This is a genomic window from Cupriavidus gilardii (assembly GCF_008801915.1).
Taxonomy (GTDB): domain Bacteria; phylum Pseudomonadota; class Gammaproteobacteria; order Burkholderiales; family Burkholderiaceae; genus Cupriavidus; species Cupriavidus gilardii.
The window spans coordinates 115,851-134,079 of sequence record NZ_VZOV01000016.1 but is presented as its reverse complement, the minus strand read 5'-3'; the positions used below and the strand labels follow the sequence as shown (position 1 = coordinate 134,079).

17 protein-coding genes and 1 pseudogene are annotated in these 18,229 nt (G+C 62.7%); 9 read left to right on the top strand and 9 right to left on the bottom strand.

Translation table 11 applies throughout. From position 1 onward, the window contains the following. The first annotated feature begins 158 nt into the window (after positions 1-158). Positions 159-293: a YHYH domain-containing protein gene (locus F7Q96_RS27495; protein WP_151023078.1), complete on the top strand. Its 135-nt coding sequence runs from the start codon at positions 159-161 to the stop codon at positions 291-293. Between the two features lie 49 nt (positions 294-342). On the opposite strand, the gene F7Q96_RS18605 is transcribed toward F7Q96_RS27495, so the two are convergent. Next, positions 343-627, bottom strand: a complete 285-nt coding sequence (locus tag F7Q96_RS18605; protein ID WP_170292928.1) for a hypothetical protein — start codon at positions 625-627, stop codon at positions 343-345. Between the two features lie 125 nt (positions 628-752). Between F7Q96_RS18605 and F7Q96_RS18600 the strand changes: the two are divergent. Continuing rightward, a pseudogene (locus tag F7Q96_RS18600) lies at positions 753-1,214 on the top strand (anti-sigma factor family protein); the annotation flags it as partial. Positions 1,215-1,856: 642 nt separating this feature from the next. Here F7Q96_RS18600 and F7Q96_RS18595 read toward each other — a convergent pair. The 7 genes from F7Q96_RS18595 to F7Q96_RS18565 all read right to left on the bottom strand — a co-directional run bounded on the left by F7Q96_RS18595 (position 1,857) and on the right by F7Q96_RS18565 (position 9,925). After that, positions 1,857-2,195, bottom strand: coding sequence for a copper-binding protein (locus F7Q96_RS18595; RefSeq protein ID WP_151023074.1), 339 nt, complete (start codon positions 2,193-2,195; stop codon positions 1,857-1,859). Further along, complete coding sequence (locus F7Q96_RS18590; RefSeq protein WP_151023072.1) at positions 2,192-5,362, bottom strand: efflux RND transporter permease subunit; 3,171 nt, start codon at positions 5,360-5,362, stop codon at positions 2,192-2,194. Before F7Q96_RS18590 ends, F7Q96_RS18595 begins: the two co-directional genes overlap by 4 nt. Next, positions 5,359-6,924, bottom strand: a complete 1,566-nt coding sequence (locus F7Q96_RS18585) for an efflux RND transporter periplasmic adaptor subunit (protein ID WP_151023070.1) — start codon at positions 6,922-6,924, stop codon at positions 5,359-5,361. Before F7Q96_RS18585 ends, F7Q96_RS18590 begins: the two co-directional genes overlap by 4 nt. After that, positions 6,921-8,228: a TolC family protein gene (locus F7Q96_RS18580; RefSeq protein WP_151023068.1), complete on the bottom strand. Its 1,308-nt coding sequence runs from the start codon at positions 8,226-8,228 to the stop codon at positions 6,921-6,923. The genes F7Q96_RS18585 and F7Q96_RS18580 overlap by 4 nt, the downstream gene beginning before the upstream one ends. Positions 8,229-8,300: 72 nt before the next feature. Continuing rightward, entirely contained in the window at positions 8,301-8,699 is a 399-nt protein-coding gene (locus F7Q96_RS18575) for a copper resistance protein (RefSeq protein WP_115737209.1), read from the bottom strand. Positions 8,700-8,860: 161 nt separating this feature from the next. After that, positions 8,861-9,082, bottom strand: a complete 222-nt coding sequence (locus F7Q96_RS18570) for a hypothetical protein (RefSeq protein ID WP_062799422.1) — start codon at positions 9,080-9,082, stop codon at positions 8,861-8,863. 594 nt (positions 9,083-9,676) lie between these two features. Then, positions 9,677-9,925 carry a hypothetical protein gene (locus F7Q96_RS18565; RefSeq protein WP_151023066.1) on the bottom strand — a complete coding sequence of 83 codons (249 nt, stop codon included), beginning with the start codon at positions 9,923-9,925 and terminating at the stop codon, positions 9,677-9,679. Positions 9,926-10,878: 953 nt separating this feature from the next. On the opposite strand from F7Q96_RS18565, the gene F7Q96_RS18560 reads away from it, so the two are divergent. The 7 genes from F7Q96_RS18560 to F7Q96_RS18530 all read left to right on the top strand — a co-directional run bounded on the left by F7Q96_RS18560 (position 10,879) and on the right by F7Q96_RS18530 (position 16,934). Further along, on the top strand, positions 10,879-11,181 hold the full coding sequence (locus F7Q96_RS18560) for a hypothetical protein (RefSeq protein WP_115737208.1): 303 nt from the start codon (positions 10,879-10,881) through the stop codon (positions 11,179-11,181). A gap of 249 nt (positions 11,182-11,430) precedes the next feature. Then, a complete protein-coding gene (locus F7Q96_RS18555) occupies positions 11,431-11,829 on the top strand; it encodes a hypothetical protein (RefSeq protein WP_115737207.1) in 399 nt (132 codons plus the stop codon). A 280-nt stretch (positions 11,830-12,109) separates the two neighbouring features. Continuing rightward, positions 12,110-12,877 carry a class I SAM-dependent methyltransferase gene (locus F7Q96_RS18550; protein ID WP_232348068.1) on the top strand — a complete coding sequence of 256 codons (768 nt, stop codon included), beginning with the start codon at positions 12,110-12,112 and terminating at the stop codon, positions 12,875-12,877. 347 nt (positions 12,878-13,224) lie between these two features. Next, the gene (locus F7Q96_RS18545) at positions 13,225-13,710 is read left to right on the top strand and encodes a CzcE family metal-binding protein (protein WP_115737295.1); all 486 of its coding nucleotides are present in this window, start codon (positions 13,225-13,227) and stop codon (positions 13,708-13,710) included. Between the two features lie 129 nt (positions 13,711-13,839). After that, complete coding sequence (locus tag F7Q96_RS18540) at positions 13,840-14,076, top strand: hypothetical protein (RefSeq protein WP_115737205.1); 237 nt, start codon at positions 13,840-13,842, stop codon at positions 14,074-14,076. Between the two features lie 301 nt (positions 14,077-14,377). Continuing rightward, a complete protein-coding gene (locus tag F7Q96_RS18535; RefSeq protein ID WP_151023064.1) occupies positions 14,378-16,114 on the top strand; it encodes a phosphoethanolamine transferase in 1,737 nt (578 codons plus the stop codon). Positions 16,115-16,121: 7 nt separating this feature from the next. After that, complete coding sequence (locus F7Q96_RS18530) at positions 16,122-16,934, top strand: phosphatase PAP2 family protein (RefSeq protein WP_082371458.1); 813 nt, start codon at positions 16,122-16,124, stop codon at positions 16,932-16,934. On the opposite strand, the gene F7Q96_RS18525 is transcribed toward F7Q96_RS18530, so the two are convergent. Beyond that, positions 16,899-18,164, bottom strand: a complete 1,266-nt coding sequence (locus F7Q96_RS18525) for a type II restriction endonuclease (protein ID WP_151023062.1) — start codon at positions 18,162-18,164, stop codon at positions 16,899-16,901. The genes F7Q96_RS18530 and F7Q96_RS18525 overlap by 36 nt on opposite strands. Positions 18,165-18,229: the final 65 nt, after the last annotated feature.

Sequence of the window (18,229 nt, the reverse complement as noted above, 5' to 3'; positions counted from 1 at the left end):
GTTGATCACCCGCAGCGGCAAGAAATCCAAATCGATCTGGTCCATGAGTTGTGTCCACTAAAAATGGTGGACACAATCCTGCGCCGTCTGTGCTTGTGACGCTATGTGCGGAGAATTTCGCGCTTACATAGAACCGGCTTACCAACGGGAGGAGAAAGATGAAGAAGCTTGCGACGGGAATAATGGCATTGGCGCTGTTTGCAGCAGTTGGCGCTGCGAATGCCCACAGCGGTGGCACAGACAGGCAAGGTTGCCACGTGGACCACAGTACTGGCATTCGCCACTGTCATTGAGACGGTTGAGCACCTTCGCGGAGGTGCTCAAAGCCTTTGCCTCTCTGGTTCACAAGCCGGCTGAAGCGCCGGAAGTGGAATGGAGTCGATACGGATCGAATTGGGCGCTACGAGGAAGGTCGACCATTTTCTCCTCCACTCTCTTGATCGCCCTCCTACCATGGTGTGTTTCGATCAGCGTGCCTTCTAACAGGTTGTAGCTCAGTTCCGTAACTTTGCCATTACTGGCGACCAGCACGACTACCACAGGCTTGTGTTGTTTGATCGCCGGCGTGATCGAGAAGACTTTCCCGGCGGGATACGTCTTTTGGGCTTTCGTGAGCACATCGAGCAAGGTTAGAGGCGTGAGCGACAATAGTGTCAGATGCTCCGCGGAGCGAGCGACGTGAGGCACGTCCTTGAAGACCTCAACTTCCGGCTGCCATTGGCTTTACTCGGGGCTGCCGCTCATTTCCTTCAGTTGCCTGCGTCAGCGCCGCTGCCGGCTGGCTGGGGCGGGGCGCGATACAGCAGGCGCCCCTCGTGGCGCAGGCGCCAGATGCGTTGCCATTGCCGGCTGCCGACGTGACGAGCCTGCCGCGCCGGGCCGCGATCGCTCACGTGGTCTATAGCCCGGACGTCAAGCGGCCAGTGGCGCTGGCGGCCGACCAGGAAGACCAGTTGGTCGCGTGGCTGTCCAGGCGGCTAGGCGCCCAGGTCAATCCCCCAAAACTCGGCTCAGTTGGCTATGAGCTGATCGGTGGACGGCTGCTGCCGGGTGCCAGCGGTCCCGTGGCGCAATTCATGTATCACGACGTGACCGGGCAGCGCCTGACCCTCTACGTGACCACCGAGAACGCCGCAAACAAGGACACGGGCTTTCGCTTTGCCCAGGAAGGCCCCGTCAATGTCTTCTACTGGATCGATGGCAAGTTCGGCTAACTGGCACGCGTTGCTACCGCCGTCTATGGTCAGCTGGAACCGAGCTCAGCTTGGCATTAGGAGAGACAAAGCATGAACAAATCGTCAATTTGGAAAGTCATCTTGATTGTGTGCGCAGCCATCGGCGTGGTGTGGTAGGCATGCTATTGATGCATCAGCGCATGATGGGCGGTCTGAGCTGTTGCTAGTTCGAATGAAGCAAAGTAGCCGCGCCCGGGCACCGGCGGCGTCGCCCGTACCATGATTGGAAGCCGCCAGCCGTGCGAGCCATTGCCAGAAGGTAACCCGTGGACGCCCTCTATTCGACCGCTATTTGCTCCGTCTCCTCGACTTCCTATTGCGCTTGCGCGAGACCGTCCCATGCTGGTTGCGGGTTCGCCGGGGGCCGTGCCGTCGTCGCACATACCAAGCAAACAGTCCGAGCATACCAAGGATGATTGCCAGTGAGCTCAGGACGACGACGAGGACATCGTGGGGCAGATCAAAAGGGTTGTGGCGCACGGTCTGAGTTCGATTCGGAATTGGCTAGCCAGGATCGTTGCGCAAAGGCGCCAATGCCTACCGGCTTGACGTTGCTAGGCCCTGCCGGCGGGTCAGAACGCGCACGGCCGTTGGCAGCAAGCCGTACGCGCATGGCGCGGATTATTTGCGCTGCATGTCCACGACCGTCGGCGCGCCATCTACCTTGTCGAAGGTCACCGACACGGCATCGCCTTCCTTGAACTTGCCAAGCGAGGCGCGATCCTTGACCGGAAACGCCATGGTCATGCCGGGCATACCCAAGTTCTCAATCGGGCCGTGCTTGAGCGTAACCTTGCCGGTCTGCGCATCGATCTTCTTGATTTCTGCGGACACCGGCCGAGGCGCTTGTTGTGAGGCAGCGGGTGCCTTCATGTCCATGCCGTCCATCGAACCCGCGGCGAACACAGCCGGTGCGGCAATCATGGCCAGGGCGGCGGCGAGGGTCTTGAGGTGTTTCATTGCGATTCCTCCTGAGGTGTGAGGTTGGGGGAAAGGGAAGTCTGCTTGATCTGACGGCGGCGTAGCAGCAAATACACCGCCGGGACCACAAACATGGACAGCAGCGGCGCCGTCACCATGCCGCCGACCATTGGCGCAGCGATGCGCTGCATCACTTCTGAGCCGGTGCCGTGCGACCACATGATCGGCAGCAGGCCGGCCAGAATCACAGCGACGGTCATCGCCTTTGGGCGCACACGCAGCACGGCGCCTTCCTGGATGGCATCGAGCAGGGCCGCGAGATTACTTTGCCCATCCTCGAGCCGTGCTTGCCAGGCATGTTTCAGGTAGAGCAGCATGATGACGCCGAATTCCGCAGCGACCCCGGCGAGTGCGATGAAGCCGACAATCCCCGCGACCGACAGGTTGTACCCCAGCAGATAGAGTAGCCAGAAGCCGCCGATCAAGGCCAGCGGCAGGGTGCCCATGATGAGCAGTGCCTCATCCAGACGGCCGAATACCAGGTAGAGCAAGACGAAGATGATCAGCAGCGTGAAGGGGACCACCACCTTCAGCTTCGCGGTGGCGCGCTCGAGATACTCGAACTGCCCTGACCAGCTCAAGGAGTACCCGGCTGGCATCGGGACGGCTTTGGCGACCGCCGCCTGCATGTCCTGCACGGCCGAACGTAGGTCTCTGCCGCGAATGTCGACGTAGATCCACCCGGAGAGTCGCGCGTTTTCACTGCGCAGCATGGGCGGCCCTTGCACGACCTGGATGCGCGCGACGTCGGCCAGCGTGATTTGCAACCCCTTGTCGGTCACGATGGGCAGGCTGCGCAGTTGCTCGATGGAGTCTCGATAGTCGCGCGGATACCGGACATTGATGGGAAAGCGCGCGAGCCCGTCGACCACTTCGCCGACGTTTTCGCCACCGATGGCCGATGAGACGATCGCCTGAACGTCTTCAATGTTCAGGCCGTACCGACCCGCAGCGCCCCGATCGATATCGACGTCGATGTACCGGCCGCCCGTGAGCCGTTCGGCCAGCGCGGAGGTGACGCCCGGAACCGTCTTGACGGCCTCCTCGATGCGCGTGGCCAGGCGATCGATTTCCTTCAGATCCGTACCGGCGACCTTGATCCCCACCGGGCTTTTGATGCCGGTCGCGAGCATGTCGATGCGGTTGCGGATCGGCGGCACCCAGATGTTGGACAGCCCAGGCACCCTGACGACCCGATCGAGCTCCTCCACCAGCTTGTCGGTGGTCATGCCGGCACGCCATTGGTCCTTGGGCTTGAACTGGATGGTGGTCTCGAACATCTCGATCGGCGCCGGATCGGTTGCGGTATCGGCGCGGCCCGCCTTGCCGTACACCGTCGCGACCTCCGGCACGGTCTTGATGAGTCGATCGGTCTGCTGCAGGAGCTGGGAGGCCTTGCCTGCGGAGAGGCCTGGCAACGCCGACGGCATGTAGAGCAGATCGCCTTCATCCAGGGGCGGCATAAATTCGCCGCCAATGCGCATGATCGGCCACGCGGTGGCGATGAGCAGCACGGCCGCGATCGCCAGGGTGGTCTTCGGATATGCAAGGACCTTGCCGAGCAGCGGCTGGTAGCCGCGAATCAGCCAGCGGTTAAGCGGATTGGCCTGCTCCGACGGGATCTTGCCGCGGATCATGTAACCCATCAGCACCGGTACCAAGGTGACGGACAATCCCGCGGCGGCCGCCATGGAATAGGTCTTGGTAAAGGCGAGCGGCGAGAAGAGCCGGCCCTCCTGCGCCTCCAGCGTGAACACCGGAATAAACGACAGCGTGATGATCAGCAGCGAGAAGAATAGGGCGGGCCCGACCTCGGCGGCAGATTCGCCGATGACGCGCCAGCGCTCGTGCCCGCCGAGTTCAAGGCGCGGGTTGTCGGCATGCCAGTGCTCGAGATGCTTGTGCGCGTTCTCGATCATGACCACCGCGGCATCGACCATCGCGCCGATGGCGATGGCGATCCCACCCAGCGACATGATGTTGGCATTCACGCCCTGGTAGCGCATCACCAGGAAGGCGGCCAGCACGCCCAGCGGCAGCGAGACGATGGCCACCAACGCCGAGCGCAGGTGAAACAGAAACACCAGGCAGACCAGTGCCACGACCGCAAATTCTTCGATCAGCTTGGTGGTGAGGTTGTCCACCGCCCGCTTGATCAGCGCCGAGCGGTCGTACGTCGTGACAATCTCGACGCCCTTGGGCAGGCTCTTCTGTAAGGTGGCGAGCTTGGCCTTGACCGCTTCAATGGTTTCCAGGGCGTTCTTGCCCGAGCGCAGCACGATGACGCCACCGGTCACTTCGCCCTGGCCATTCAGTTCGGCAATGCCACGCCGCATCTCGGGGCCGAGCTGCACGGTAGCAACGTCGCCCAGCCGTACCGGGATACCCGCGTCGCTGGTGACCAGCGGAATCTGGCGAAAGTCATCCAGCGTTTTCAGGTAACCGGTCGCCCGAACCATGTACTCCGCTTCACCCAACTCCAGCACCGAACCGCCAGTTTCCTGGTTGGCACCCTTGAGCGCTGCGAGCACCTTGGCTTGCGACAGGTTGTAGGCGCGCAGCCGATCCGGCATCAGCACGATCTGGTATTGCTTGACCATGCCGCCAAGCGAAGCCACTTCAGCGACGTTGGGCAGGGACTTGAGCTCGAAACGCAGGAACCAGTCCTGTAGCGCCCGTAGCTGGCTGAGGTCATGCTGGCCGGTCTTGTCAACCAAGGCATACTCATAAATCCAGCCGACGCCGGTTGCATCGGGGCCGAGCGCGGGCTTGGCCGCTGCCGGCAGCCGCGATTGCACCTGGTTCAGGTACTCGAGCACGCGCGAGCGCGCCCAGTACAGGTCGGTCCCGTCTTCGAACAACACATAGACATAGGAGTCACCAAAAAACGAGTAGCCGCGCACGGTCTTGGCGCCGGGTACGGATAACATGGTCGTGGTGAGCGGATAGGTGACCTGGTTTTCCACGATCTGTGGTGCCTGGCCTGGGAACGGCGTGCGGATGATCACCTGCACATCGGACAGGTCCGGGAGGGCGTCAAGCGGTGTGCTCTGTACCGCCCAAAGTCCCCACGCGGTGACCATGACGGTGGTGAGCAGCACCAGGAACCGATTGCGGATGGACGCGAGGATGAGCCGGGCAATCATGGCTTGGCTCCCGCAGTGGCGTCGGCGGTCTCAACGGCGGAGAGGGTTGCCACGCCGTCGCTATCCAGGCGGAAGCGGAATCGGACCCGGTCCCCGGGCTTGAAACCTTTGGGCATGCCGGCTGGCGGCGCGCCAAACTCCATCGTCATGGCGCCCCACTGCGCCGAGGGAATGGCACCATGGGAGATCGTCATGCTCTGCTCGGTGAGGGCCTCGATCCGGCCGACGCCTTGATGCTCCGGCCCGGGCGCCGCAGCGGTGCCAGGCGCCGACGCGCCGGCTGCAGAGGCGGCTGTGGGGGCGGTCATGCGCTGAGTAGTGCCGCGCAGGCTCGCCTCCGAGTCGATCAGGAACTGTCCTGATACGACCACCTTCTGACCCGCTTTGAGCCCTTCAATGACTTCGGTTTGACCGCCTGCCGCCGCGCCGGTCTTGACCTCCACGGGGCTGAAGCCGCCTTGGCCGGATGCGACCATGGCGATGGTGCGCGTGCCGGTGCGAATCAGCGCCTCGGTTGGCACGAGCACACGATCTGGCCCTGGGGCGGCGTCAAAGCGCACCGAGACAAACATGCCGGGCAATAGCTGACGGGCCTTGTTCTGCAATTCGATGCGCACCTTGACCGTGCGGGTGCCGGCGCTGATATCTGGCAAGATGGCGTCGACCTTGCCCGACAGCGGGTGGCCGGGCAAGGCTGCCGCGGTGGCCGACACTGTCTGGCCGGGCCGCAACGGGGCGGCCTGGCTCTCAGGCACCTCGGCGATGACCCAAACGGTTGCTAGGCTCGCAATGCGAAACAGAGTCGTTCCCGGCGAAACCGTCATGCCATCGCGCGCCCCGATTTCGGTGACGATGCCGTCGACCGAACTGGTGATCGTCAGCCGCGGCTGCAGTTTGCCGGTGGACTGGACCAACCGGATATGGCTCTCGGTCATGCCCACCTGACGCATGCGCGCAATGGCGGCCTCGCGCAGCTCGCGCTGGAGGCTGCCGTCCATCCGGCTGATCGCCAGATATTCCTCCTGCGCCGCGACCCATTCTGGCGCATAGATTTGCGCCAACGCTTGACCTTTGCTGACCGGATCGAGGGTGGTCCGAGCGTACGCGTGCTCCACGAATCCGCTGGTGCGGGCCTGCAGCACTTCGATGCTACGTTCATTGATCGCGACATTGCCCGGCACTTGAAGTGCGGCCTCGAGTCGGCCGGTCTTCACCTCGGCCGTGCGAATGCCAAGGTTCTGTGTCACGCGGCTGTCAATGGTGACGGCCGCACCGCCGCTGGCTTCTTCATACACGGGCGACAACGGCATGTCCATGTACGGCGACTTGCCCGGCTTGTCAAAGCGCTGTCCGGGCACCATCGGGTCGTGCCAGTAGAGGATGCGCTTGCCAGTTTTCGGGTCAATGTCGCCCGCCTTGAGGGCGGCACCGCCGGCGCCGGTGCCCGAGTTTGCCGACGCGGGCGACTGGCGCCCTTGCTGTTGACCGAGGTAATAGGCAGCGCCAACGCTTGCCACCACCATCAGGCCTGCCACCGTCCGTGCAATCGTGGTCTTGTTCATGGTTGGGCTCCTTGCAGTGACGTGGGCTGGTTTGCAGTGGGTAACGGCATCAGGAAAGTCAGGTCCGCCCACAGGCGGGCGGTGGCAGCCTCAAGCTTCAGGCGCTCAAGCGAAATATTGAGCGCCTTGCGGCTGGCATCGGCCACGGCGGTCAGGGTGCCGGCACCCGCTCGATAGGCAGTCAGGGCCGCTTCGGTCTGTGCCTTGGCCAGCGGCACCGTGGTGCTCCGATAGCGCTCGAGCCGCGCCTGGCTGAGCGCCAGCTCTGCCTGCTTGCCGCGCAACTGCCCGAGCAAGCCGCGGCGTACGACTTCGGCTTGCGCGCGCGCGGCGTCGGCCTGCGCAAGCTTTGCGGCCAGTTCCCGATCCTGGCGATGCTTCTGGTCCCAGGGAAGCGGCAGTGAGACGTTGAGCGAAACCATGTTGGAGTAGGCGGGGCCGCGCTGGCTGTACATCAGTTCCACGCTCACATCCGGGATCTTGTTCTCCCGAGCGACCCGGCTTTCCGCCTCGGCGACGCCAACCTGTGCCTCGGCCGCCGCCACCTCCGGCAGTTGCGCCACGCCGCCGGCATCCAAGGTATTGAGCCAGGCCGGCGCCTCAAAGCCAGGGCGTTCGGCCAGGGGAAGTTCTGCAGCCTCGCCCACCCAGCGTCGCAGCATCGCTCGGGCTGATACCAGTGCGGCGCGGGCCTCGTCTTCGCGATCTTGCAGTTGACGGAGCTCCAGTTCGGCGGCCAGGATGTCGGCACGGGAGCCGCGGTTGCCGCGATAGGCGGCCTGCGCCGCGTCTACCATCAACTGGATGGAGTGCGCCTGTTCGGAGAGCACACTGTAGGCGCGCTCGGCATACCAGCGGTCCAGCCAGGCCGTCGCGGCGCCGCGCTGCACCGTGGCGAGCGCCGCCGTACGCTGGGCCTCGGCCGACGACGCCTCGGCTTCGAAGCGCTGGGCGCGAGCCTCACGCTTGGCCGATCTCGTGAACTCCTGCATCAGGCTGATCGAGCGCATCGTCATCGATTCCGTGCCGAGGGAAAACCGGTCGGGTCCGTTCGCCGGTACGTTATTGACACCGACTTTGAGCACCGGATCCGGCAATTGCCGGCCAACGACCGCCATCTCGATGGCGGACTGGACCGCCGAGCGCGATGTTTCGGCGTCCGACGAGCCGGAAGACGCGAGGGCTACCGCTTCCTGCAAGGAGAGTGCGGCCGCCGGTTGTGCCCATCCGGGATGGGCAGCGGCCAACAGCGTAAGGGCGAGCGTCAGCCGGCACCCATACGCAAAGGGAGAACGCAAATGCATAAAGCCTCCGCAAAGCAACGACCACCCTGAACACCATGGTTCAGGGCACGATAGTAGGCGTTGCTGCGGAGGCTAGTTTCGGAAACAGCAGTGGAGGATGGGCAGCGGGCGAGGGGGCCCGCGTGGCACCGCGTCGGCGTAGGCGGCTCGCTGGCTGACGACTACCGGCACCAACGCCGGCTCAACCAGATTGACGAGCACGGGCTGGAACGCTGGAATCTGCGGGCTGGGGTGGTCGGCCGATTTGGAGCCAAGCTGGCAGTGCTCCAGGCACAAGCCGTCATGGGCAGCCGGCGCTTCGGCCTTCTGCGTCATGTCGGGACAGGACTCGGTCATACTGGCCATGTCCGTCATACCGTCCATCGAATACCGGCTGCCCGCGCAGGCGTAGGCCGCCGCTGCCAGCTGAACTGTCAGGAAGGTACTCAGCAGGAAGGCGGCAAGGCAAAGCCGGCGAAAGCGGATACGCACGTGGGAAACTCGGTTTGAGCCAAATGGTAGCAGCGTTTGGCCGCTTTCGGCACTTTGCCCTCGCGGCCGTTTGCCACAGATCAAATGCGACCCACTTGTGGCATCGCCCAATCGAGGCGCTCCGATGCGCCACGCCAACGCAGCGCATCGGAGTATGCCGGTTACTTGGGCTGACCCATCATTTCGCGGCACTTTTGCATCATGGCGGCATGGTCACGCCTCATCGCGGTGTGGTCCTCTGCCTGCTGCGCCTTCAATTGTTGCGCCTCAGCCCGCTTGGCGTTGCGAGCCTTTTCGATCACATACCAGTCCGGACCGGCGACTGCTGACAGCGAGAGCCCAAGGGCGACGGCGCCCCCTAGCGCGTGAAAAAAGAATTTCATGATGTTCCTCGTTCTGGGTATGCAGCGCGCGGCCTAAACCCACCAGCGAGCGGCAGGCGACACTGCAAATGTCGAAATCAGACGAGCACGTTGGTGCGATGGCACCAAGTGCGGCACCCTCGCCGTGCGAGACCGCCCTACAGACAGTACCGTTTGGGCGGGCGCTCGAGGCGAGGCGGAACGACGGAGCGATATGCGAACTCCGGATGCGCGACCAACACGCTGGTCCATGCATCCGTGGGGGCGGCGGTGGCCAACGGCGTGCCCGCGAGGATTGCACAAGCGGAAATCGTGCAGGGAAGACGAGACGGGCCGCTGACATGTCGGTCACCGGCGCAACCGAATTGACTGACGCAGTCATGGGGACTGCCGGTCTCGACACTGGCTTGCGCCGCTTGAGCAGGTCCGTGTGCTGGCATTTGAGCGATGCCAGCGATACAGCAGTTGTCCAACGGTCCGGCCTGAGCTCGTAGAGGCAAAGCCAGCGCCAGGGTCAGGAGCACGACGAGACGCCAAAGGCGATTCATAGGCTTACGCATTGGACCTCTCCGAGCCGAGTAGCGCCGTCGCGGGAACCATATTGAGTATAGAACTTCATCTTGCGCGCGGCACGGTTGAGTCCGACAGCGCGTTGCCTGCAGGGCAGGTCGACGCGAACGACAGGTAGACCTCGTCGAGCATGCGATGGTTGTCGCCGGCCAATTGTTCCAGGGCAGCCAGCAGGTGCTCGGCCACGCTGTACTGCTGCTGTGCGCAGGCCAGACGGAACGCAGCGAACACGTCATCAAATAACGTGGCGTTGCAGTCGTCATGCTTTCCCCGCTGGATGCGTGGTACGGCCAAGGCGTGATCGCCGCGATGCCGTCCTCATTTGCACTATGGACCTTCCCACGGGGGTAAGGTCAAGCAGTGCGCAGGCTGGCGTCGCGCTTCGATTGAAAACGACCGGTAAGCGCCACCCATCCGCAGCCGCTAGGCGTCGGGTGTAGAGAACGAACTCGCCGCGAATTGCCCCGCCATACGCGGGGCATGCGTTTCAAAACCGTCGATGCATACACGGTCCACTTCCGGCACTGAGGCGTAACACGCAGTCACGCCACGGATCCGAGTCTTTCTGATAGCCGAGCTTTTCGCAAGCGGGGCCCTCAACGCGTAATGAGGTCTCCATATCGCGCTCGGCGTGCGCGGTACGTTCTGCGACGGTCGCGCACCCGGCCAACATGACGGTAATGAGTAATAAGACACGCATGATTTCTCCTTTGCCCTAGATGACGAGAGTCCGTTGCGGTGGTTCAGGGCGCGACACGACCGGGAAGCCAGCGAAGCGGTGTGCAAACGGCAATGCCGTTATCGTGAATCTAGGTTCTGATTGCTTTTGCACCAAGATCTGCCTTTGCAGAAGGGCCCCGCAGCGTGCCATCTTTCAGCGACCTTACTTCACATTGCTATGCGATGACCCAACCATTACATGCTGGCCATCCATGTTCGGTTGGGCTTTCGTCCTAGTGATGTTCATCGGCAGGAGATTGCGACATTCACGACCAGCTAGTATTACGCGACCATTACGTGCAGGAATTTTTTCTGTGTTGTCTTGGCCCGGGAATGGCAGCAAGCGTTCCCGTTTGGAAATTGCCGCCATCATTACCCAACCATTACGCGGCAGTCATCGAGTTCGACTCGCGCGTCATTGCTGGGGTAATGCCGTTACAACCGCTCACATTTGTAGGGAAACGCGAACACTGCCGGCAATGTAGAAGTCGTATGCTCCCACCCTCTACGCACGCAAAGGAGAAAATATGAAAAAGCTTCCCATCCTAGTCGGCACCGCGCTGGTCATCGGGTTCAGTTACGCCAATGCGCAGACGCATGGCTACACGCATGAGGGCTATGGTCGGGCAGGCCTCTACCCGTCACGGCCGGCGCCTGCCGCTGTGCACGTCGTGCCCGCGGTTGCGGTGGTACATGATGCGCAGCCCTCGTACGGGCATGGCACTGCGCCGCGCGAGTCGCATCGCCAGCCGCGCCACGGCATCGAACATGGGCGACGTGAGCCTGAGCGCCGCTGGCACAATGCCGCTCACGGTTCACGCGACCACTGACGCACTCGCCTGTTATTGATTGCCCGCTGGCGTGCCGACACCGGTAGCCGGAGCGGGGGACTCCCGCATGATACGGATGCTTTCATCAGAGGCATCGCTTCTAGGCTTTGTTCGTTACCGTGACGCCGGCGTCCGTTGAAAAAATCAGGAGAAGCGCCGCGTCTGTCATGTCCACGTCATTCTACTGACAGGCGGCTCGTATAGACTCCCGACTCAATTGATGCTTGATGCCGCCGGATGAGAAGGCTGTTGCGCCACCTATCGCTTTGGCTCGTTGTATTGGTATTGCCGATTCAGAACGTTGGCGCAGCGGCTACTCTTTCGTGCGGCGAGCTGACCGAGTTGCGGCAGGGCGCCGGTCTCTTCGCCATCCTTGCCACCATCGACGTCGCTGACGAGGCGAGCGCCGACCAGGCCGACGCACACTGCGATCCGAGGTCGCATCACTGTCCGGCAAGCAAAGAGCGCGGCAAGGGGCGCGGTTGTCATGCGTGTTCTGCCTGCTCGGCCGCCTCGACACTTGCCATCTTTGCCTTCTCGGGGACCCAAGCATTGTCCATGAACAGCATGCTACCGGCGTCTCTGCTGTGGATATTTGCCAGCACAACGCCTGAAACGCTGCTGCGCCCGCCTTCCCCCCATCTCTGACGCCGCCCAAGCAACTCCTGGGCTGGCTACCTCCACCTTCGTAGATGTCGTCCTTCGGCCTGACCGAAGACGAAACAAACCTGCCTGCGCTCGTTCCTGTGCGAGAGCAAGGTAGGGCAATTATGGTGCGGCGTGCGATGTCGCGCGCGCGCACATATTGGAGACAGCGATGCGCATCTGTAATCAATGTAAGGCCCCGCTCAAAATTGACGTGTGGGCGTGCAGCGCGTGCGGTTGGCAGCCCCGTGTTCTGGCTGGCGTGCTCTGCCTAGCACCTGCCATGATGGTCGACCATGATGGCTTTCACGAACCGCTCTTTGTCGAGTACGAGAAGCTCGAAGCGACGCACTTCTGGTTCGTCTATCGCCGCAAACTGATCCTGGACGCGCTGCAGCGCTACTTTCCGGCCTTGCGCTCTTTCATGGACGTCGGTTGCGGAACCGCGGAGAACCTGCGCGCGATCCAGGCCCGCTTCCCGCGTGCACGCTTGGTCGGCGGCGAGGCATCGTTGCGCGCCCTGATGCAGGGACAGCGCAAATGCAAAGCTCAATTGTTGCAAATGGATGCCCGTGCCATTCCCTTTGCCCAAGCCTTCGATGTCATGGGGGCGTTTGACGTCATCGAACACGTCGACGACGACGCTCAAGTATTAGCGGAGATGTACCGGGCCTGCAGGAATGATGGGGGAATCGTATTGACAGTGCCCCAGCATCCGTCGCTGTGGAGCCATATGGACGATGCGGCCAAGCATAAGCGGCGCTATACGCGCCAAGAACTGGTGAAGAAAGTGGAGGCGGCCGGGTTCGAAATCGTGGACGTCACCTCCTTCATGACGCTGCTGCTGCCTGCGATGGCCATCTCCCGGGTGTGGCAGCGCGCCAAGCCGCCCGGCGATGCCATGGACGACGGGTTTCGCATTGGGGCGGCCATGAACGGCATGCTCGGGGGTGTTTGCACCCTCGAGCACAACCTAATACGGGCCGGTTTGCGTTTCCCGGCAGGCGGCTCGCTGCTGCTGGTGGCCAGGAAGAAGGGCTGGACTTTGTAGAGGACGCAGTCACGCGTGGGCCCATCGCGGCGTTTAACGTCAATGACGAGGACGCCGCGGGCCGCGTCTCAAGCCTTCGCCAGGCTCGTCTGTGGCGCAAGAGCGGACGCGTCGGCTTGGGTTCTTCCCAAATGCCTCGGTTCGCGCGGCCGTCAGGGCAGCGTCGCAGGCGCGGCCCTCGCGCCTGGCTATCCAGGTCGTTCACCTCGCCGAAGTACCCATTTCTGCGGCGCAGATGGATGCGGGAAAGCTTACGGGGATGTAATTCGCGAGTAACGTCCGCGTGAGTGCCGGTTGCCTACCATGACACTTAAGAGGTTACGCCTCGAAACGTTATGGAGCGCATCATGAACACCAAGAAGACCGCTTTGACCGCTTTGACCGCATTGGCGCTGGCGGCCGTTTCCGTCCTATCCAGTTCACCGGCGTGGAGTGCGGACCAGACCAGAACCAATGCGGGCGACAACTGGGCGGAGCACGTGCGGCGGCAAGCCGCCGACCAAGCCAGCTCATCGGCATCGCTCACAGTGCCCAGCGCAATGGCTACGGCGCAGGCTGCTACCCCATTGGGGCCGCAGGCGACGCTCTTCGGTAGCCTGGCGCCGGCGAACACGGCCGCACGCGCGGTGACTCTCGCTCCCGGCCTGAAGTCTGTCAATGTGGCCTCCGGCGACACCGTTACCTTCCGCAGCGGCGCGCAGCAGGCCACCTGGACGTTCGCCGAATTTGTTCAAGGAAAATCCGTGGATCTTGGCGTCCTATTCCCGGCAATGCCCAACGCCCAAGGCGTGCGCGTCTATATCGAGCGCAGCAAGCTCTTTACCGGTGGCTAAGAATGGCCGGTTTGCCGGGAGTGACAACATGACACATTTGTAATTTTGTCGTCAGGCCCTGGTGGGGTACATCTTTCTACACTGCAAATGCAGGCTCACTGAGCCACTATCGAAACAAGGAGAAATAGAATGCGTACATTGAAGAAGACTGCCTTGGTGGCATTGACCGTGGCAACCCTTGGTGGCGTCGCGGGCATCGCGAACGCTGGCGTCAATTCGCCGCGCGATCCCTTTACCGATGGAGCGCATGCCATGGGCACGCGCGATCCGTTCACCGATGGCAGTCACGCCATGGGCACGCGGGACCCGTTCACAGACGGTAGCCACGCCGTAGGCCCTCGCGACACGTTCAGCGACGGCGCCTAAATCTCGGCAACGCGCCGACTCGCCGGGGCGATGGGCCGCTCGGTGGGCCGGTGCGTTGACGCGGGGCGGGTATCGGGGAAACTGTCCCGATACCCGTTATCGTGCTTGCGCACGCGCCGAGATTCAGCCTTGCCGATGCGCCGGCTCGGGTCGGACCAGGCCCTGATCTAGGCAGACGGCATAGGCTGCAGCGGTCGGACCGCACCCAGCCCAGCGAGTCATCATCGCGCCTTCGGCGCGATTCTTTTTGTCCACCACTGGCTCAACACAGCGTTGCGTACTGCAACGCCTGGGGCTGGTAATGTCCCGCCTTTCGCGCCATGCGCCAATGATGGAACCGAATCTAAACCGGTCGCGCCGTGACCCGGCTTCGCCCGACACACCACCAAGCGGCGCGCGCGCAAAGGTGGGTCGCCCCTGGCGTCTGGAGGTCGGCGTCGAGACCTTGCTACTCGGCTTCTGCCTATACTTTGTTCTCGTCCTGAACGGTCCGTTCTGGCGGGCGCTATTCGCCGAACGGACGTTGAGCGGGCTCCGTGATCTGGGCTACGGCGTGGCAGTGGGCACCGCGCTGGTCACGGCGCATTTTGTGCTGCTGGCGCCGTTCATAAACCGCTGGACGGCCAAACCGTTGCTGACAATTTTGGTCGTAGTGGCCGCCGGTGCCAGCTATTTCATGGGTCAATACGGCATCTACCTTGACCCCAGCATGGCCCGCAATGTGCTGCGCACCGACGTGGCGGAAGCTCGCGAGTTGCTAACGCTGCGTATGATGTGCAGCATCGCGCTCTTGGCACTACCACCATTGTTGTTGTTGCCCTGGGTGACGCTGCGCCAGCGTTCACTGACGCGAAGCGTTGGCCTGCGCGTGGTCGCGATGTTGGTGGCCGTTGTTGTCGGCGTGGGGACGCTGTCCTTGGTGTTTAAGGATTTCGCAGCCCAGATGCGCAATCATAAGGAGATCCGCTATCTGCTCGCGCCGGTCAATGTAGTGTACGCCTTTAGCGGGGCGCTGGCACGCGATGCCAGTATCGCGAACCGGCCGCGCCAGCCGGTGGGCACCGATGCCCGGCTCGGCGCTAGCTGGGGCGAGCACAACAAGCCCCTGCTCTTCGTGATGGTCGTGGGAGAAACCGCACGAGCGGCGAACTGGGGGCTCAGTGGCAGGTCGCCTCATGACACGACGCCGAACCTGGCGCAGCGCGCTGTGATCAATTTCGCTCAAGTCACCAGTTGCGGCACCAATACCGAGGTCTCTCTGCCCTGTATGTTCTCGTCCCAGGGACGTCGCAATTACGACGAAGATGCCATCAAGGCCAGCGAGTCATTGCTACACGTCATCGGACGAGCGGGACTGAAGGTGGGGTGGGCAGACAATCAATCGGGATGCAAAGGCGTCTGTGCAGGCCTGCCCACGTGGCAGCCGGATCCTCAGGCTATGTCGGCGTTATGCGATCGCGACCGCTGCCTGGATGAAGTGTTGTTAGCCGGGGCGGAAGCATTGCGGCACCAGCTACCTGGCAGCTTGGTCGTGGTCCTGCACCAACTTGGCAATCATGGTCCCGCGTACTACCGGCGGTATCCGGCCCGATTCGCGCAGTTCGGTCCGACTTGCGACACCGATGATCTCTCGCGCTGTACCCCAGAGCAAATTCGCAACGCGTACGACAATGCATTGCTGTACACCGATCATGTGCTCGCACGCACCATCGACTGGCTCGAACAACTCGAGGCGCGCTATGACACGGCCATGATCTATGTATCAGACCATGGCGAGTCGCTGGGAGAGCGCGGACTGTTCTTGCATGGCATGCCTTACGCGATTGCTCCGCGGGAGCAGACCGAGGTACCGATGGTGATGTGGTTCTCCGCCTCATTCGCCCAGCGCATGCGGCTCGATGTCTCCTGCCTGCGGGCGCGTGCGCGCGAACCCGCCACGCATGACCACTTATTCTCCACGGTCTTGGGCCTGCTGGATATCCGCACCCAGACCCGGGATGCCACCATGGATTTGTCGGCACGCTGCCGCAACGGATAATGCCCCCATGAGAGAAATGCCGTTGGTTCAGACGCCCGCCAGTCAGCGTTGGCTGCGCCAGCAATGGTGGATGCTGGCATCGGCCGCGCTGGTGCTGGCCTACGTGTTCCAGCGCACCGAACTCGACCTCTGGCTCGAGGGCCGTTTCTACGATGTCGGTCGGACGGTCTTCCCGTTGCGCCAGCACTGGCTATTTGAAGCGGTGCTCCACAAGGGCGCGAAGTGGCTCACTTACGTCGCCGTAGCCGCGGCCATGGGTGTCTGCTGGCTGGGCTGGCGGGGGCGTCTGCCTTGGCTGCCGCGTCGCAATGCGTTGCTTGCCGGTGCGGGCATGGTGGTGATCCCGTTGAGCGTCACGCTCCTGAAGCTCATGACGGGACGCCACTGTCCCTGGGACATGGCTCAATTCGGCGGCAGCTTGCCCTATATGCGGTTGCTGGATCCGCTGCCGGCAGACGTCAAGCCGGGACAATGCTTTCCTGCCGGTCATGCGGCCACCGGCTTTCTCTGGGTCGTCTGGGGGATCGCATTGCGTCCTGCCGGCCGTCGCTGGGCGTGGGTTGGGCTGGCTGGCGGACTGCTGCTGGGCGGCACGCTTGGCGCGGCGCGCATGGCGCAGGGCGCGCACTTCCTGTCGCACACGCTCGCAACCCTCTGGGTGGCGTGGGCGGTCAGCTTGCTACTCGCGTGGGGGCTGCGGGCCGACGTGCGGCTAGGCAGCGCCGCGCCGCACCAGGGCCCGAAAGCTTGCTCGCGCCGTCGCCGACCACCGCCAGGACCGGACTCACAACTGTCTCGCGATGGCCTCGATCGGCTTTAAGCCACTGCCAAAGCGCGCAATGCTTTCGCGATGCTCGCGCAGGCTGGAATAGGGGACATAGCGGATATTGAGTGCCGAGACGCGGCTAAAAGCCGGGCGGCTCAATTGCGCGCGCACGTCGTCTTCGCGATCATCCGGCGCGACCAGGAACAGATGCTTGCGGGCGGACGGGTCGGAGCCGAGGGCCAGATCCAGCAAGCGCACGATACCGGAATAGATCGAGGTGGTATGTTCGACTTCAAAGGCGGCTTCGACCTCAAGGGTGGTGGCATTTAGCCAGACGGTGTCAATCCATGGAACGGTATCGCCTCCCGCCACCAGCAGCGCCGGCGGCAACGTTGAGAGACAGCCCTGGCTCAAGGGCTCGCCGTTGTACAGCCGACTTCGGTCGTTGGTGGCAATCCAAACGGCAAAGCCGAGCGACTTGCCGAGATCGCGCAGCCATCCCTGCACTTCGGTATGGGTGGCGTCTTCGGCCTGCCCCAGCTGAATCTGCCTGGCAAGCGCGGCAGCCTGCTCGCGCACCTTGGCCAGTTCCTGCTGCCAGACGGCCACATCGTGGGCCTGCGCTTGCCGCGGTGGCAGCGGATAGCGCTGCATGCCGATGTCAAACAGCAGGCCCGCGATCGCGCCAAGGTCATTGGAGAGCAAATCCCGATAACGCTGATTCAGGGCGAGCACCCCCTCGCGCATCGCCAGATAGTGATCCCATTTGCCAAGCTTGACCGACGAGCCTGTCAGGGCGTTATAGCCATTGACAATCGCGGTATTGAATGGCATCACCAGCGTGGGATGAATGAAATACAGCAGGTTGGCCGCCGCCGGCCCGAGACCCTTGATGCCGAGGCTGCTCAGCTGGCGAATCGCATCAAGGACTTCGGATTCGGTGTCACAGCAGTTGCAGGTATGGAGCAGTCTGGCAAAAGCACGCTGATTGTCGGCATGCTCATAGATATCTGGAATGCGCAGTTTTGGCTTCCACAGAAAGGCGTGATCCGCGCCTTTGAAAATCTGCCGTTGCTCTGCGATTGAAGACACCACGGTCTCGAGCGATGAGCCCCGATACGCGTTGCCGAATGTACCGGCCTGGATCTCGTCGACCACCGCGCCGATGCCACGCCGAATCGAGCGGAAATTCTTCAGCCGCTCCGGCCAAAGAAACCAGGTTTGATAGGCGCCGGCGGGATCGGTCTTCCAGCGCTCAATGAGGATGCGGATGGTGTCGGTCATGGTGTGCATTTTGCCGGGCAGTGTATCACCGTGAGGCCTTTTGACCTGGCGCATTGTTGACGCGA

Excerpts from the sequence above, each read along its gene's own strand:
- F7Q96_RS27495 (WP_151023078.1), top strand. The coding sequence starts at position 159 with ATGAAGAAGCTTGCGACGGGAATAATGGCATTGGCGCTGTTTGCAGCA.
- F7Q96_RS18595 (WP_151023074.1), bottom strand. The coding sequence starts at position 2,195 with ATGAAACACCTCAAGACCCTCGCCGCCGCCCTGGCCATGATTGCCGCA.
- F7Q96_RS18590 (WP_151023072.1), bottom strand. The coding sequence starts at position 5,362 with ATGATTGCCCGGCTCATCCTCGCGTCCATCCGCAATCGGTTCCTGGTG.
- F7Q96_RS18585 (WP_151023070.1), bottom strand. The coding sequence starts at position 6,924 with ATGAACAAGACCACGATTGCACGGACGGTGGCAGGCCTGATGGTGGTG.
- F7Q96_RS18580 (WP_151023068.1), bottom strand. The coding sequence starts at position 8,228 with ATGCATTTGCGTTCTCCCTTTGCGTATGGGTGCCGGCTGACGCTCGCC.
- F7Q96_RS18570 (WP_062799422.1), bottom strand. The coding sequence starts at position 9,082 with ATGAAATTCTTTTTTCACGCGCTAGGGGGCGCCGTCGCCCTTGGGCTC.
- F7Q96_RS18560 (WP_115737208.1), top strand. The coding sequence starts at position 10,879 with ATGAAAAAGCTTCCCATCCTAGTCGGCACCGCGCTGGTCATCGGGTTC.
- F7Q96_RS18550 (WP_232348068.1), top strand. The coding sequence starts at position 12,110 with ATGATGGTCGACCATGATGGCTTTCACGAACCGCTCTTTGTCGAGTAC.
- F7Q96_RS18545 (WP_115737295.1), top strand. The coding sequence starts at position 13,225 with ATGAACACCAAGAAGACCGCTTTGACCGCTTTGACCGCATTGGCGCTG.
- F7Q96_RS18540 (WP_115737205.1), top strand. The coding sequence starts at position 13,840 with ATGCGTACATTGAAGAAGACTGCCTTGGTGGCATTGACCGTGGCAACC.
- F7Q96_RS18535 (WP_151023064.1), top strand. The coding sequence starts at position 14,378 with ATGTCCCGCCTTTCGCGCCATGCGCCAATGATGGAACCGAATCTAAAC.
- F7Q96_RS18530 (WP_082371458.1), top strand. The coding sequence starts at position 16,122 with ATGAGAGAAATGCCGTTGGTTCAGACGCCCGCCAGTCAGCGTTGGCTG.
- F7Q96_RS18525 (WP_151023062.1), bottom strand. The coding sequence starts at position 18,164 with ATGACCGACACCATCCGCATCCTCATTGAGCGCTGGAAGACCGATCCC.